The organism is Duganella sp. 1224 (assembly GCF_013408245.1).
Classification (GTDB): Bacteria; Pseudomonadota; Gammaproteobacteria; order Burkholderiales; family Burkholderiaceae_D; genus Rugamonas.
In genome coordinates this window covers 190,112-203,927 of the sequence record NZ_JACBYS010000002.1, presented here as the reverse complement: position 1 = coordinate 203,927, position 13,816 = coordinate 190,112, and the positions used below count along the sequence as shown (strand labels likewise).

Sequence of the window (13,816 nt, the reverse complement as noted above, 5' to 3'; positions counted from 1 at the left end):
ATAAAAAAAGGGAAGCCGGAGCTTCCCTTTTCTGTTTGCCGGTGCAGCTTAGCGACGGGTGTCCACCTGGATCAGTGGTTCGTCATTTTGCGGCGGCAGCGGCTTGCGCTCGCGTGGCACGCGCACCGGTGGCTTGACCTGCGCGGCGGCTTCCTGCGCGGCGCGCAGTTTGGCCGGGTCGGTCGAGGCCAGCGTCAGGCCTGCGGAGCCGAGCACGGCTTGCAGGTCGACCGGCGACGACACGGTTGGCGCCGGGGCCGGTACGGCGGCTACTGGAGCCGGGGCCGCTGCGGGCGCCGCTGCTGCTGGCGCTGGCGCTGCGGCTGCCGGTTCGGTCGGCTCGGCGGCGGCGGCCGGTTCGGCAGCGATGGCCGGCGCTTCGGCGGTGGCCGGCGCGGCTGCGGCTGCCGGGGCTGGCGCGGCTGCTACCGGGGTTGCTTCCGCCGCAGGCGTGGCGACTTCTGCCGCAACAGCCGGTGCGGCTGGGGCGACGGCTTCTACCGGTGCGGCCGGCGCGGCCACCACTGGCGCGGCTTCCGCCGGTGCTGGCGCTTCTGCCGCCACAGGGGCTTTGGCGGCTGGCGCTTCGGCCACGGCGGGTGCGGCCGGAGCAACTTCCGCGACCGGTGCGGCAGGCGCGGCCTCTGCTGCCGGCGCTGGGGCGCCTTCGGCTACTGGCGCTGCGGACGCAACTTCGGCGGCCGGGGCGGCTGGCGCGGTCGCCACGGCTGGTGCGTCGGACGCGGCAGCGGCTGGTGCGGCTTCTGCTGCAGGCGCTTCGGCGGCGGCCGGGGTGGCAACGGCAGGAGCGGCGGCGGTGTCAACAGCGCCAACGGCAGTGTCAGCCACAGCGGCAATCGCGGCCGCCTCGCTGGCTGGCGTGAAGCTCAGTTCAGCCTGCTCGCCGGCTTCGCTGGTCATGCCGTCCTGGCCTTCCTGGCCTTCCTGGCCTTCCACGCCTTCGCGCTCACGGCGATTGCGGTTGCGGCCACCACGACGGCGACGACGGCGTGGCTCATCGCCTTCGCCCGCCACATCGTTTTCTTCGCCTTCCGGACCGGCGTTCGGCGCGGTTTTCAGGATGCTGGTGGCTGCGTCGGTGACCGGGCCGGTCGATGGCACGCCGGCGTTCAGTGCCAGCTCCTCCACCTTGGCCTCGGCCGCGACTTTCTCGCCGCGTGGCTCGCGTGGCGCGCGTGGCTCACGCGGAGCGCGTTCCGGACGCTCGGCGCGCTCAGGACGCTCCGCGCGCTCGGCACGCTCGCGGCCCTGGCCTTCAGCGGCCTGTTCGCGTGGCTCACGCGCTTCACGCGGCTCGCGCGCTTCGCGTGGCGGACGCGGCTGGCGTGGCGGACGGCCGTTGGCGTCCGCCGCCTTGCCTTCTTCCTGGCCGGCGCCGGCGCGGGCGACGGCGGGTTCTTTCTCCTCGCGTTCGCCACGGCCGGCCTTGCCGTTACGGCTGCGGCCGCGTGGACCACGGGCGTTGCGATCGGTGCGGTCGCCGTTGGCCGGCGTCTTGACCACGATGGTCGGCTGTTGCGGCAGCGCCGGCGCGGCTGGCGCGCCGGTGAAGAAGCCGATCAGCTTGGCGAAGAAGCCTTGCGGAGCGGGCGTTGGCGCCGGAGCCGGGGCCGGCTTGATGACGGTTTCGGTCGGCTTGCGCTCGACCAGCGGCGCCGGCTGATCCGGGGTGATGGTCTTGACCATCGCTTCCTGGCGCGGCTTGGCTTCTTCCTTCTGGCGCTTGCTGTAGGCCATGTCGGTTTCCGCCTGCTCGGCCAGCGAGTAGCTGGCGGCGCTGTCTTCCAGGCGCGGATCGTCGTGCTTGATGCGCTCCAGCTTGTAGTGTGGGGTTTCCAGGTGCTTGTTCGGCACCAGGATGATGTTGATGCGGTGGCGCGTCTCGATCTTCAGCACTTCGCCGCGCTTTTCGTTCAGCAGGAAAGCGGCAACGTCCACCGGCACTTGCACATGGATGGTGGCCGAGTTTTCCTTCATCGCCTCTTCCTGGATGATGCGCAGGACTTGCAGCGCCGACGATTCGGTATCGCGGATGTGGCCGGTGCCCGAGCAGCGCGGGCAGGTCACGTGCGAGCCTTCCGACAGCGACGGACGCAGGCGCTGGCGCGACAGTTCCATCAGGCCGAAGCGGGAAATCTTGCCCATCTGAACACGGGCGCGGTCGTGGTGCAGCGCGTCCTTCAGGCGCTGTTCCACCTCGCGCTGGTTCTTGGCCACTTCCATGTCGATGAAGTCGATCACGATCAGGCCGCCCAGGTCGCGCAGGCGCAGCTGGCGGGCCACCTCTTCGGCGGCTTCGCAGTTGGTGTGGAAAGCGGTGGTTTCGATGTCGGAACCGCGGGTGGCGCGGGCCGAGTTGACGTCCACCGACACCAGCGCTTCGGTGTGGTCGATGACGATGGCGCCGCCCGATGGCAGCGGCACGGTGCGGCTGTAGGCGGTTTCGATCTGGTGTTCAATCTGGAAACGCGAGAACAGCGGCACGTCGTCGCTGTAGCGTTTTACACGGTGCACCATGTCGGGCATCACGTGGCTCATGAACTGGTGCGCTTGTTCGTAGATGTCGTCGGTATCGATCAGGATCTCGCCGATATCCGGCTGGAAGTAGTCGCGAATCGCGCGGATCACCAGCGACGACTCCTGGTAGATCAGGAACGCACCGGAGGCCGACTTGCCGGCGCCTTCGATGGCGCGCCACAGTTGCATCAGGTAGTTCAAGTCCCACTGCAGCTCATCGACGTTGCGGCCGATGCCGGCGGTGCGGGCAATCACCGACATGCCGGGCGGCAGGTCCAGCTTGTCCATGGTTTCGCGCAGTTCCTGGCGCTCCTCACCCTCGACACGGCGCGACACGCCGCCGCCGCGCGGGTTGTTCGGCATCAGCACCAGGTAGCGGCCGGCCAGCGACACGAAGGAGGTCAGGGCTGCGCCCTTGTTGCCGCGCTCTTCCTTTTCCACCTGGACCATGATTTCCTGGCCTTCGCGCAGCGCATCCTTGATGGTGGCATTGCGCACGTCCACGCCTTCGCGGAAGTAAGTGCGGGCTACTTCCTTGAACGGCAGAAAACCGTGGCGATCTTCGCCGTAGCTGACGAAGCAGGCTTCGAGCGACGGTTCGATGCGGGTGATCACGCCTTTGTAGATATTGGACTTGCGTTGCTCGCGTCCGGCGGTTTCGATGTCGATATCGATCAGTTTCTGACCATCGACAATGGCTACGCGCAGCTCTTCTTGCTGCGTGGCATTAAACAACATGCGTTTCATTTTTATAAACTCCGCGACCCTTGGGCCATCTATGCCGTCCGGTTTCTTAGGACCGGTGCGGCAAGCTACAGGGATATGCGCGAGAATCGAACGATTGCGGTGGGTATGCCCATCCTGTGCGGCCGCGTAGGCGGCCACAACTGGGCGCATGAGGGTTGATCGACATGCCGAGTGCTCGCTTCATCAGTCCTTCTCCATGCGGCCCCAACGGACGGCAGAAAAGAACAGACGGAGAGCAGCGTCTTGATGGCCAGATCTCGACCAGGCTTTCATACTACAAGTATTGCAACTTCGGTAACCAGGCTGGTTTCAGCCTTCCGTCGAGCTTGCAGTGAGCATGGGGTCTGGCGAAAACGGCAAGCGTTATCAACTACTCATCAACCGATCAGCCCAAAAGTGAACAGGCTGGCCGGACTTTATCCTTACTATCCAATCATTCTTCTTCAGCACCCCTGTCGCCATCCGATTACAACTACGGTGCAACCCTGATTCCGGCAGGGATGGTGCGCATACATTTTTTCCTCTGAATTTGCAATTTGGCGAGGCCAGTGGAGACGCCCCTGTGTAAAATGTGCTTTTATTCTTACACTTGCCGCAGTTTGAACCGCAGCGAAACGATTATATATTCAAAATGAAGGACTTAGAGAGATTTCTGGGAAGACAGAGCAAATGAAGATGCAAAAAGATGTTGTTCCCGCTTCAACGTCCGCCCCGCTGCAAGCCCAATTCGTCACCATTACTGAAGAAGAAGCCGGTCAACGGATCGACAACTACCTGTTGCGTGTTTGCAAAGGAGTGCCGAAAAGTCACGTTTATCGCATCCTGCGCTCGGGGGAAGTCCGCGTTAACAAAGGCCGCATCGACCAGCTGTACCGCCTGGTGCAGGGCGACGTGGTGCGGATTCCCCCCATCCGTTTGGCAGAGAAGCAGGAAAACCACGTTCCGGCGGCCGAGTTCGCCATTATTTTCGAAGACAGCCACCTGCTGGTGATCGACAAGCCGGCCGGCGTGGCCGTGCACGGCGGTTCCGGCGTGTCGTTTGGCGTCATCGAACAGTTGCGCGCCTCGCGGCCGGACGCCAAGTTCCTGGAACTGGTGCACCGCCTGGACCGCGAAACGTCCGGGCTGTTGTTGCTCGCAAAGAAACGTTCGGCGCTGACCAGCCTGCACGAGCAGATGCGCGACGGCAAAACCGACAAGCGTTACCTGACCATGGTGTCGGGCGACTGGAAAAACGCGCGCCAGCACATCAAGCTGCCGTTGCACAAATATACGACCGCTGACGGCGAACGCCGGGTATCGGTGTCGGCCGACGGCATGGCGTCGCACACGGTGTTCACGCTGCTGAAGAAGTTTGACGGCTTTGCCCTGCTGGAAGCCGAACTGAAGACCGGCCGCACTCACCAGATCCGCGTTCATCTGTCATCGTCCGACTTCCCCATCCTAGGTGACGACAAATACGGCGATTTCGCCTTGAACAAGGCACTGCAAAAAGCCACCGAAACACGCGGCGCGCTGAAGCGCATGTTCCTGCACGCGCATCAAATTACGTTTACCCATCCCGAATCCGGCAAAAACATGACGCTGAACGCGCCATTGGCCGCCGAATGTGAGCGATTCTTGGTAAGCTTGGGAAAACCTCTTAACTAATCGCAAACACATGGCAAGAAAGCAATTTGATCTGATCGTCTTCGATTGGGATGGCACGTTGATGGATTCCACCTCCACCATCGTCAAATGCATCCAGGCGGCCGCGCGCGACCTGTCGCTGCCGGTGCCGCATGACGACCGCGCCGCCCATGTTATCGGCCTCGGCCTGCACGAAGCCATGCAGGCGGTGCTGCCGGACATTGATCCGGCCTATTACCCGCGCATGGTGGAGCGCTACCGTTACCATTTCCTGTCGCGCGACCACGAAATCAGCCTGTTCCCCGGCGTGCACGACATGCTGGAAGACTTGTCGCAGAACGGCTATTTCCTGGCCGTGGCCACCGGCAAGAGCCGGGTTGGCCTCAATCGCGCCATGAACGATGTCAAAGTGCTGTCGCTGTTCGACGCCACCCGCTGCGCCGATGAAACCTTCTCCAAGCCGCACCCGGCCATGCTGCAGGAGCTGACGCGGGAGTTGGGCCAGGATATGCGCCGTACCGTGATGATTGGCGACACAACGCATGATTTGCTGATGGCCAGCAACGCTGGCGCCGCCGGCGTCGCGGTCGAATATGGCGCCCATCCGGTCGAGCAGTTGCATGCCTGCAAACCGCTGTTCTCCGCCAAATCGGTGGCCGAACTGCATCAATGGCTGAGCGAGAACGCGTAATGGATGAGATTCTGATCTGCGCGGCCGACGCCATCGAGGATGGCGGCAAGGGCGTGCGCTTTCCGCTGACGGCGGGCGGCGACGACGCTACCGGCTTCGTGGTGCGTCACGGCGGCAAGGCCTACGCCTACCTGAACCGCTGCGCCCACGTGCCGATCGAGCTGGACTGGGCCGAGGGCGAGTTCTTCGAGTCGAGCAAGCTGTACATCATGTGCTCGACCCACGGCGCCGTCTACGTGCCGGAAACCGGGCAGTGCGCCGGCGGTCCATGCCGCGGCGGCCGGCTGCGGCCGATCGGCGTGGTCGAGCGCGATCAGCAGATTTACTGGCAGCCGGACGACTATGTGCGTCCGGCACGTGCCTGATTTAACCCCCAACATTAGCAATCCATGAGCGACGATACCGACATCAGCAGCACTCCGACTCCCGCCCCGCAGCCGGCCCGGCCGGCCGTCAGCGCCTCCAACTGGGAGCGCGAGGTGCTGGAAAAACTGGTGTTCGCCACCTTGAAGGAGCAGAAGGCGGCGCGCCGCTGGGGCATTTTCTTCAAGGCCGTGACCTTGCTGGTGATCGTGTTCGCGCTCAGCGCGTATTTCGACTTCAGCTGGACCGGCTCGGACAGCGAAACGCTGGGCCGCCATACCGCGCTGATCGAGGTCGAGGGCGCCATCGAGTCCGAGGGCAGCGGCGCGGCGGCGGTGGTCATCCCGGCGCTGAACAAGGCGTTCTCGGACAGCGGCTCGGTGGCGGTGGTGCTGCATATAAATAGCCCCGGCGGCAGCCCGGTGCAGGCCGGCATGATCGTCGACGAGATGGTGCGGCTGCGCAAGGGCTATCCGGGCAAGCCGCTGTACGTGGTGGTGGACGAGATCTGCGCGTCCGGCTGCTACTACATCGCGGCCGGCGCCGACCGCATCTACGTCAACAAGGCCAGCATCATCGGCTCGATCGGCGTGCTGATGGATGGCTTCGGCTTCACCGGGGCCATGGAAAAACTGGGCGTCGAGCGGCGGCTGCTGACCGCCGGCGAGAACAAGGGCTTCATGGACCCGTTCAGCCCGCTGACAGAGAAGCACAAGCAGCACGCGCAGGTGATGCTGAACGAAATCCACGAGCAGTTCATCCAGGTGGTGCGCAACGGCCGCGGCAAGCGGCTGAAGGAAACGCCGGAGATGTTCTCCGGGCTGTTCTGGACCGGCGCGCGCGCCATCGACATGGGCCTGGCCGATGCCTACGGCACCGTCGACTCGGTGGCGCGCGACGTCATCAAGGCCGAGGACATCGTCGACTACACCCAGCATGAAGGCCTGCCGGAACGCGTGCTGAAGAAATTCGGCGCCGCCATGGGCGCCGGCGCGATGAAGTCGGCGGTCGAGACGGTACGTCCAAGCCTGCATTAGCCATCGTTGTCGGATGACTGGCTCGGCGATTAACATTATCAATACGGCCTTGTTTTGCCTTGCATATCTGGAGTGGTGAACTATAGTGGTGTTGTAGTTCTTTCCAAGGGGGGCCGATATAAACAGTTTAGCTTGTTGTCAGCACGTTCTTGACTCAGTCTGATTGACGGAACTACTCCACCGCATCGTCGATGCGGCTCAGAGAGAATTTCAATTCCTCGTTCAAGTCCCTTTGTGGGGCTGAAAACAGCGGCGCAATGCCGCTGTTTTCTTTTGGCGGCGCCTCCCGCGCAAAGCCGCCGGCGTCCAGCCAGGCCAGGAACAGGGTTTGTTGATCGCGGTGCCACCGCGCTTGCGCGGTGGCGGGATCTTGCGGCGGGTCGTGGCGGCAGCGGTCCAGCAGCAGCGCGGCGCGGTGGATGGCTGCCTGGGCTTGCGCGGCTGGGTTGGCGGGAGAAGTCATGGGATGTCCTGCTGAGATTCCGAAGCGCAGTAGGGGAATTCCTAATGCGGTTTCAGTCTATCAATATAATCTGGGCAGGGCTTGATATGTATCAAGCATGCAGACTCCTGTAAAATCGCGGCCATGAGCAAACTATCCTTGGACCGCATCCTGCAATCGCAGGGCTATGGCACCCGCAAATACTGCCGCTCCCTGATCGAGGACGGCGAAGTCACCATCAACGGCGTGGTGCACGACAATTACAAAGAAACCATTGAAACCGAGGGCCTGGTGTTCCGCCTGTTCGACGAGGACGTGGTGTACCGCGAACACGTGTATATCGCGTTGTTCAAGCCGCAGAATTACGAGTGCTCGCGCAAGCCGAGCCACCACCCGGGCGTGCTGACGCTGCTGCCGGAAGAACTGACCTGGCGCGAGGTGCAGCCGGTCGGCCGGCTCGATCACGATACCACCGGCATGCTGCTGATGTCCGATGATGGTGCCTTTATCCATGCACAATCGTCGCCAAAGCGCCATGTGCCGAAAATTTACCAGGCCACGACGGCGGAGCCCGTAACCGACGAACTGATCCAGAAGATGCTGTCCGGCGTGCAACTACACGACGAGCCGGCGCCGCTGGCGGCGCAGACCTGCATCAAGCGCGGCGAGCATCAGCTGGAGATCGTGCTGGAGCAGGGCAAATACCACCAGGTCAAGCGCATGCTGGCGGCCGCCGGCAACCATTGTGCGGCGCTGCACCGCTCGGCCATCGGCGGCCTGGCGCTGTCCTCGCTCGGGATCGAGGAAGGCGACTGGTGTTACCTGACCGATGAACAACTCGCCTTGCTCGCGCCCGCATGAAGCTCGCCACGCTGAAAGACGGCACCCGCGACGGCCAGCTGATGGTGGTCTCGCGCGACCTTAAAACGGCGCAGCTGGCGGACGGCATCGCCCGCACGCTGCAGCGCGCTTTGGACGATTGGGCCTTCATCTCCCCGCAACTCGACGCCATCTACCAGGAATTGAACCGGGGCGGTGGCCGCCGCAGCTTCGATTTCGCGCCGCAAAACTGCATGGCGCCGCTGCCGCGCGCCTTCCAGTGGGCGGATGGCTCGGCCTACGTCAACCACGTGGAGCTGGTGCGCAAGGCGCGCGGCGCCGAGCTGCCGGGCTCGTTCTGGGAAGAGCCGCTGATGTACCAGGGCGGCAGCGACGACTTCCTCGGTCCGACCGACGACATCGTGCTGGCGCACGAGGAATGGGGCATCGATTTCGAGGCGGAAGTGTGCGTGATCACCGACGATGTGCCGATGGGTGCCACCGCAGACCAGGCGCACCAGCGCATCCGCCTGCTGATGCTGGCCAATGACGTGTCGCTGCGCAACCTGATTCCCGACGAATTGGCCAAAGGCTTCGGCTTCGTGCAATCGAAGCCGGCCACCAGCTTTGCGCCGGTGGCGGTCACGCCGGACGAGCTGGGCGACGCCTGGAAGGGCGGCAAGGTGCACCTGCCGCTGTTGTCGACCTGGAACGACAAGCTGGTCGGCAAGCCGCACGCGGGCGTCGACATGGTGTTCAATTTCCCGCAACTGATCGCCCATCTGGCCAAGACGCGCCATGTGCGCGCCGGTTCCATCATCGGTTCCGGCACCGTGTCCAACCAGGACGCCAGGCGCGGCTATTCCTGCATCGCCGAGCAGCGCTGCCTGGAGATGATCGCCAGCGGCGCGCCGGTGACGCCGTTCATGGCGTTTGGCGACACCATCCGCATCGAGATGCTGGACGACGGCAAATCCGTGTTCGGCGCCATCGACCAGACCGTCAAGCAAGCATAAGTTTCCTCATGGAATGGCGAATAAGGCGGTGAAAACCCGCCGTATTCGACCGATGCCGCCGCGCTGCCGCCATCGATAATGGCACTGTCGACAATTACCCACGCAGCAGGCAGACCCCATGGCAGAAGATAGCGACGCCGAAAAGACCGAACCCGCGTCAGCGAAGCGCCTCGAGCAGGCGCGCGAAGAAGGCGACGTTCCCCGATCGCGGGAAGTGGCGACGTTCACCGTGCTGATGGCAGCGGGCGCCGGCCTGTGGATGACCGGCGACGGCCTGATCCGGCAATTGCAGACCGTGCTGATTTCCGGCCTCAAGCTGACCCAGGAGCAGATTTTCGACCCCGACGTGCTGTTCCACCGCATCGCCGTCGACCTGGTGCAGGTGCTGATCGCCTGCCTGCCGCTGGGCGTGGCGGTGATGATCGTGGCGCTGGCCTCGCCGCTGCTGGTGGGTGGCTGGCTGTTCAGCGCCAAGGCGTTCACGCCCAATTTCAACAAGCTCAATCCGATCAACGGCATCAGCAATATGTTCTCGAAGAACGCGCTGGTGGAGCTGGTCAAGGCCATCCTCAAAACCGTGGTGGTCGGCTTTGTCGCCTACCTGGTGGTGATGAAGTACAAGGACGCGGTGATCGGCCTGTCAGTCGAGCCGCTCAAGCTGGGCATCGGCCACGCGCTGAACATGCTGGCGGCCAGCTTCATGTTCATCGTCGGCGCGCTGGGCCTGATCGCCGCCATCGACGGCCCGTACCAGATGTGGCATTACGCCGACAAGCTGAAGATGACGCGCCAGGAACTGATCCAGGAATCCAAGGAGTCGGACGGCAATCCGCAAATCAAGGGCAAGATCCGCCAGCTGCAGCGCGAGATGGCCAAGCGCCGCATGATGGCCGACGTGCCGACCGCCGACGTCATCGTCACCAACCCGACCCACTACGCGGTGGCGCTGAAGTACAACGACGGCATGCGCGGCGCGCCGAAGGTGGTGGCCAAAGGCACCGACGAGGTGGCCGCCAAGATCCGCGAAATCGGCAAGGAGCACAAGGTGGCCTTGCTGGAAGCGCCGGCGCTGGCGCGCGCGCTGCACAAGCACACCGAGATCGGCGACGAGATTCCGGAGCAGCTGTACGCGGCCGTGGCCGAAGTGCTGGCCTATGTGTTCCAGCTGCGCGTGTTCAACCGCGGCGGCGGCAACCGTCCGGTCGAGCCGAAACAGCTCGACGTGCCGGCCACCATGGACCCGCTGAACCCGGCCTATATCCCCAAGCACGGCAAGCAAGCAGATTTGAATAACGGAGCATCCGCATGAACGCCCTCAGCAACGTGAAGTTACCGCCATGGCTGCAAGGCCTGGTGTCCACGCCGAACAAGGCCAGCCTGGCGGCGCCGATCCTGATCGTCATGCTGCTGGCGATGATGATCCTGCCGTTGCCGGCGTTCGTGCTGGACCTGTTCTTCAGCTTCAATATCGCGCTGTCGGTGATTGTGCTGCTGACCTCGCTGTACACGGTGAAACCGCTGGACTTCATGTCCTTCCCGACGATCCTGCTGGTATCGACCATGCTGCGCCTGTCGCTGAACGTGGCGTCAACCCGCGTGGTGCTGACCGAGGGCCACACCGGCGCCGACGCGGCCGGCAAGGTGATCGAGGCGTTCGGCCACTTCCTGATCGGCGGTAACTACACGGTCGGTATCGTGGTGTTCATCATCCTGACCATCATCAACTTCGTGGTGGTGACCAAGGGCGCGGGCCGTATCGCCGAGGTGGGCGCGCGTTTCGCCCTGGACGCGATGCCGGGCAAGCAGATGGCGATCGACGCCGACCTCAACGCCGGCCTGATCGGCGAGGCCGAGGCCAAGAAGCGCCGCAGCGAAGTATCGATGGAGGCCGAATTCTACGGCGCCATGGACGGCGCCTCGAAGTACGTGCGCGGCGACGCCGTGGCCGGCATCCTGGTGACGGTGATTAACGTCGTCGGCGGTCTGCTGGTCGGCCTGATCCAGCACGACATGCCGTTTGCCGACGCGCTGAAAAACTACACGCTGCTGGCCATCGGTGACGGCCTGGTGGCGCAGATTCCGTCGCTGGTGATTTCGATCGCGGCCGGTATCGTGGTCTCGCGCGTGGCCAGCGACCGCGACATCGGCGCCCAGCTGGTGGGCGAGCTGTTCGCCAAGCCGGAGGTGCTGTACATCACGGCCGGCATCATCGGCGGCATGGGCCTGATTCCGGGCATGCCGAACCTGGTGTTCCTGATGCTGGCCGGCTCGCTGGGCGGCGCGGCGTATCTGATGTCGAAGAAAAAAGTGGAGAAGGTGGCGGCCGAGACGGCGGCGGCGGAAGCGGCGGCGCCGGCCGCTGCGGCCGCGGCGGCCGAGCAGGAGGAGGCGACCTGGCAGGACATCATGCCGGTCGATACGCTGGGTCTGGAAGTGGGCTACCGCCTGATACCGCTGGTGGACAAGGCGCAAGGCGGCGAGCTGCTCAAGCGCATCAAGGGCATCCGCAAGAAGTTCGCGCAGGAGGTCGGCTTCCTGGCACCGCCGGTGCACATCCGCGACAACCTGGAGCTGAAACCGTCGGCCTACCGCATCGCGCTCAAGGGTGTCGAGGTCGGCACCGGCGAGGCTTATAACGGCCAGTTCCTCGCCATCAATCCGGGCATGGCGACCGGCACGCTGCAGGGCATGGTGACCACCGATCCGGCGTTTGGCCTGCCGGCGGTGTGGATCGACGCCAGCCTGCGCGACCAGGCGCAAAGCATGGGCTACACGGTGGTGGACGCCGGCACGGTGGTGGCGACCCACCTGAACCACCTGATCACCACGCATGCGTCGGAGTTGCTGGGCCGCGCCGAGGTGCAGGCGCTGCTGGATCACCTGGCCAAGGAGTCGCCGAAGCTGGTGGAGGATCTGGTGCCGAAGATGGTGTCGCTGGCAACCTTGCAGAAGGTGCTGCAGAACCTGCTGGCGGAGGGCGTGCACATCCGCGACATGCGCACCATTATCGAAACGCTGGCCGAGCACGCGGTGCACACGCAAGACGCCGGCGACCTGACCGCGCTGGTGCGCATCGCGCTGGGCCGGGCCATCGTGCAGCAGCTGTTCCCGGGCTCGGGCGAGCTGTCGGTGATGACGCTGGACAATCGCCTGGAGCGCTTGCTGATGCAGGCGCTGGCAGCCAGCGGTCCGGACGGTGCCGGCATCGAGCCCGGCCTGGCCGACACCATCGCCCAGCAGGCGGCGGCAGCCGCGCAGCAGCAGGAGGCGCTGGGGCTGACGCCGGTGCTGCTGGTGCCGGGTCCGCTGCGCGCCTTGCTGTCGCGCTTCCTGCGCCGTTCGCTGCCGCAGCTGAAGGTGTTGTCGCATGCCGAGATCCCGGAAAGCAAAACCATCCGTGTCACGGCGCTGGTGGGCCAGCAGCCGGGTTGATCCAGCGCGTCACGTCGGTCATGCAGGCAGCCTAGACTGCCTGCATGACGGATGATTACGACACGCCATGGAAGCAGCTGGTCACCGATCACTTCGCTGACTTCATGGCCTTCTATTTCAGCGACGCCCACGCGGCGATCGACTGGTCACGCCCGCCGGTTTTTCTCGATCAGGAATTGGCTGCGCTGTCGCCGGACGCGGCGCTCGGCAGGCGCTTGCTGGACAAGCTGGTGCGGGTCTACCTGCGCGATGGCGGCGAACAGTGGGTACTGGTGCACGTGGAAATGCAGGGCGCGCGCGAGGCCGGATTTGCCGAGCGGATTTTTGTCTACCATTACCGCGTCTATGATCACTACCGGCGTCCGCTGGCCAGCCTGGCGGTGCTGGCCGACCGCAGCGGCAGCTGGCGGCCGGCATCGTTTTCCTACGCGCTGCTGGGCTGCGAGATGCGCTTGATTTTTCCCATCGTCAAATTGCATGACTACGCGGATTCAATGGATCAGCTGCTGCTGCACGACAATCCCTTCGCCCTGATGACCGCCGCGCATTTGCTGACGCAGCAGACCCGCAATAAAGACCACCAGCGCCGCCTGGCGAAATGGCGCCTGACCAGGCTTCTGTATGAGCGGAATTGGGATAAGCGGCGTATTATGAATTTGTTCAAGGCGATCGACTGGATGATGCACTTGCCGGGCGGGATGCAAACCAGGTTCATGCGCGGCGCGGTCGAACTGCAAAGGAGAAAAGACATGACTTATTTGACCAGCCTGGAGCGCCATGCCATCGGCAAGGGACTGCGTCAGGGCCGCCGCAAGGGCTTGCAAGAGGGGCGTCAGGAAGGGCGTCAGCAGGGGTGGCAGGAAGGACGCCAGGAAGGCCGCCAGGAAGGCCGGGCCGGGCTGCTGCTGGAGATGTTGGCTACGCGCTTCGGACCGCTTGCACCGGCGGTGGTGCGGCAGGTGGTGGCGGCTGACGTGCAGCAGCTGTCGCGGTGGGCGTTGAACTTCGTCGACGCGGGTTCGCTGGACGAGGTTTTCCGCGACTGAAATACGGGCCATTTCCGCCGCTGTTCATCGGATCGTTTCCAGAGTGCATCGTCAAT

11 protein-coding genes are annotated in these 13,816 nt (G+C 64.1%); 9 read left to right on the top strand and 2 right to left on the bottom strand.

The annotated features are described in order from the left end of the window. Positions 1-48 precede the first annotated feature (48 nt). Positions 49-3,285: an Rne/Rng family ribonuclease gene (locus FHW58_RS12970; protein WP_179673566.1), complete on the bottom strand. Its 3,237-nt coding sequence runs from the start codon at positions 3,283-3,285 to the stop codon at positions 49-51. Between the two features lie 669 nt (positions 3,286-3,954). Here FHW58_RS12970 and FHW58_RS12965 point away from each other — a divergent pair. The 4 genes from FHW58_RS12965 to FHW58_RS12950 are packed head-to-tail and all read left to right on the top strand — an operon-like array spanning position 3,955 to position 7,005. Further along, a complete protein-coding gene (locus FHW58_RS12965; RefSeq protein WP_179673565.1) occupies positions 3,955-4,935 on the top strand; it encodes an RluA family pseudouridine synthase in 981 nt (326 codons plus the stop codon). Between the two features lie 10 nt (positions 4,936-4,945). Further along, positions 4,946-5,605 (top strand): HAD-IIIA family hydrolase, encoded by a 660-nt coding sequence (locus FHW58_RS12960; protein WP_179673564.1) that lies wholly within the window; start codon positions 4,946-4,948, stop codon positions 5,603-5,605. Next, positions 5,605-5,970, top strand: coding sequence for a Rieske 2Fe-2S domain-containing protein (locus tag FHW58_RS12955; RefSeq protein ID WP_179673563.1), 366 nt, complete (start codon positions 5,605-5,607; stop codon positions 5,968-5,970). The genes FHW58_RS12960 and FHW58_RS12955 overlap by 1 nt, the downstream gene beginning before the upstream one ends. A gap of 24 nt (positions 5,971-5,994) precedes the next feature. After that, positions 5,995-7,005, top strand: a complete 1,011-nt coding sequence (locus tag FHW58_RS12950; RefSeq protein ID WP_179673562.1) for a S49 family peptidase — start codon at positions 5,995-5,997, stop codon at positions 7,003-7,005. Positions 7,006-7,177: 172 nt separating this feature from the next. Here the strand turns inward: FHW58_RS12950 and FHW58_RS12945 are convergent, their stop codons facing one another. Then, on the bottom strand, positions 7,178-7,468 hold the full coding sequence (locus FHW58_RS12945; RefSeq protein ID WP_179673561.1) for a hypothetical protein: 291 nt from the start codon (positions 7,466-7,468) through the stop codon (positions 7,178-7,180). A 123-nt stretch (positions 7,469-7,591) separates the two neighbouring features. On the opposite strand from FHW58_RS12945, the gene FHW58_RS12940 reads away from it, so the two are divergent. From FHW58_RS12940 to FHW58_RS27805, 5 genes are all read left to right on the top strand, one after another. Continuing rightward, positions 7,592-8,308, top strand: a complete 717-nt coding sequence (locus tag FHW58_RS12940; RefSeq protein WP_179673560.1) for a pseudouridine synthase — start codon at positions 7,592-7,594, stop codon at positions 8,306-8,308. Beyond that, complete coding sequence (locus FHW58_RS12935) at positions 8,305-9,282, top strand: fumarylacetoacetate hydrolase family protein (RefSeq protein WP_179673559.1); 978 nt, start codon at positions 8,305-8,307, stop codon at positions 9,280-9,282. Before FHW58_RS12940 ends, FHW58_RS12935 begins: the two co-directional genes overlap by 4 nt. A 118-nt stretch (positions 9,283-9,400) precedes the next feature. Next, a complete protein-coding gene (gene flhB / locus FHW58_RS12930; protein WP_179673558.1) occupies positions 9,401-10,591 on the top strand; it encodes a flagellar biosynthesis protein FlhB in 1,191 nt (396 codons plus the stop codon). Then, positions 10,588-12,714 carry a flagellar biosynthesis protein FlhA gene (gene flhA, locus FHW58_RS12925; RefSeq protein WP_179673557.1) on the top strand — a complete coding sequence of 709 codons (2,127 nt, stop codon included), beginning with the start codon at positions 10,588-10,590 and terminating at the stop codon, positions 12,712-12,714. The genes flhB and flhA overlap by 4 nt, the downstream gene beginning before the upstream one ends. Positions 12,715-12,758: 44 nt before the next feature. Next, complete coding sequence (locus tag FHW58_RS27805) at positions 12,759-13,760, top strand: Yae1 family protein (protein ID WP_179673556.1); 1,002 nt, start codon at positions 12,759-12,761, stop codon at positions 13,758-13,760. The last annotated feature ends 56 nt before the right edge of the window (positions 13,761-13,816 follow it).

Excerpts from the sequence above, each read along its gene's own strand:
- FHW58_RS12970 (WP_179673566.1), bottom strand. The coding sequence starts at position 3,285 with ATGAAACGCATGTTGTTTAATGCCACGCAGCAAGAAGAGCTGCGCGTA.
- FHW58_RS12965 (WP_179673565.1), top strand. The coding sequence starts at position 3,955 with ATGAAGATGCAAAAAGATGTTGTTCCCGCTTCAACGTCCGCCCCGCTG.
- FHW58_RS12960 (WP_179673564.1), top strand. The coding sequence starts at position 4,946 with ATGGCAAGAAAGCAATTTGATCTGATCGTCTTCGATTGGGATGGCACG.
- FHW58_RS12955 (WP_179673563.1), top strand. The coding sequence starts at position 5,605 with ATGGATGAGATTCTGATCTGCGCGGCCGACGCCATCGAGGATGGCGGC.
- FHW58_RS12950 (WP_179673562.1), top strand. The coding sequence starts at position 5,995 with ATGAGCGACGATACCGACATCAGCAGCACTCCGACTCCCGCCCCGCAG.
- FHW58_RS12945 (WP_179673561.1), bottom strand. The coding sequence starts at position 7,468 with ATGACTTCTCCCGCCAACCCAGCCGCGCAAGCCCAGGCAGCCATCCAC.
- FHW58_RS12940 (WP_179673560.1), top strand. The coding sequence starts at position 7,592 with ATGAGCAAACTATCCTTGGACCGCATCCTGCAATCGCAGGGCTATGGC.
- FHW58_RS12935 (WP_179673559.1), top strand. The coding sequence starts at position 8,305 with ATGAAGCTCGCCACGCTGAAAGACGGCACCCGCGACGGCCAGCTGATG.
- flhB (WP_179673558.1), top strand. The coding sequence starts at position 9,401 with ATGGCAGAAGATAGCGACGCCGAAAAGACCGAACCCGCGTCAGCGAAG.
- flhA (WP_179673557.1), top strand. The coding sequence starts at position 10,588 with ATGAACGCCCTCAGCAACGTGAAGTTACCGCCATGGCTGCAAGGCCTG.
- FHW58_RS27805 (WP_179673556.1), top strand. The coding sequence starts at position 12,759 with ATGACGGATGATTACGACACGCCATGGAAGCAGCTGGTCACCGATCAC.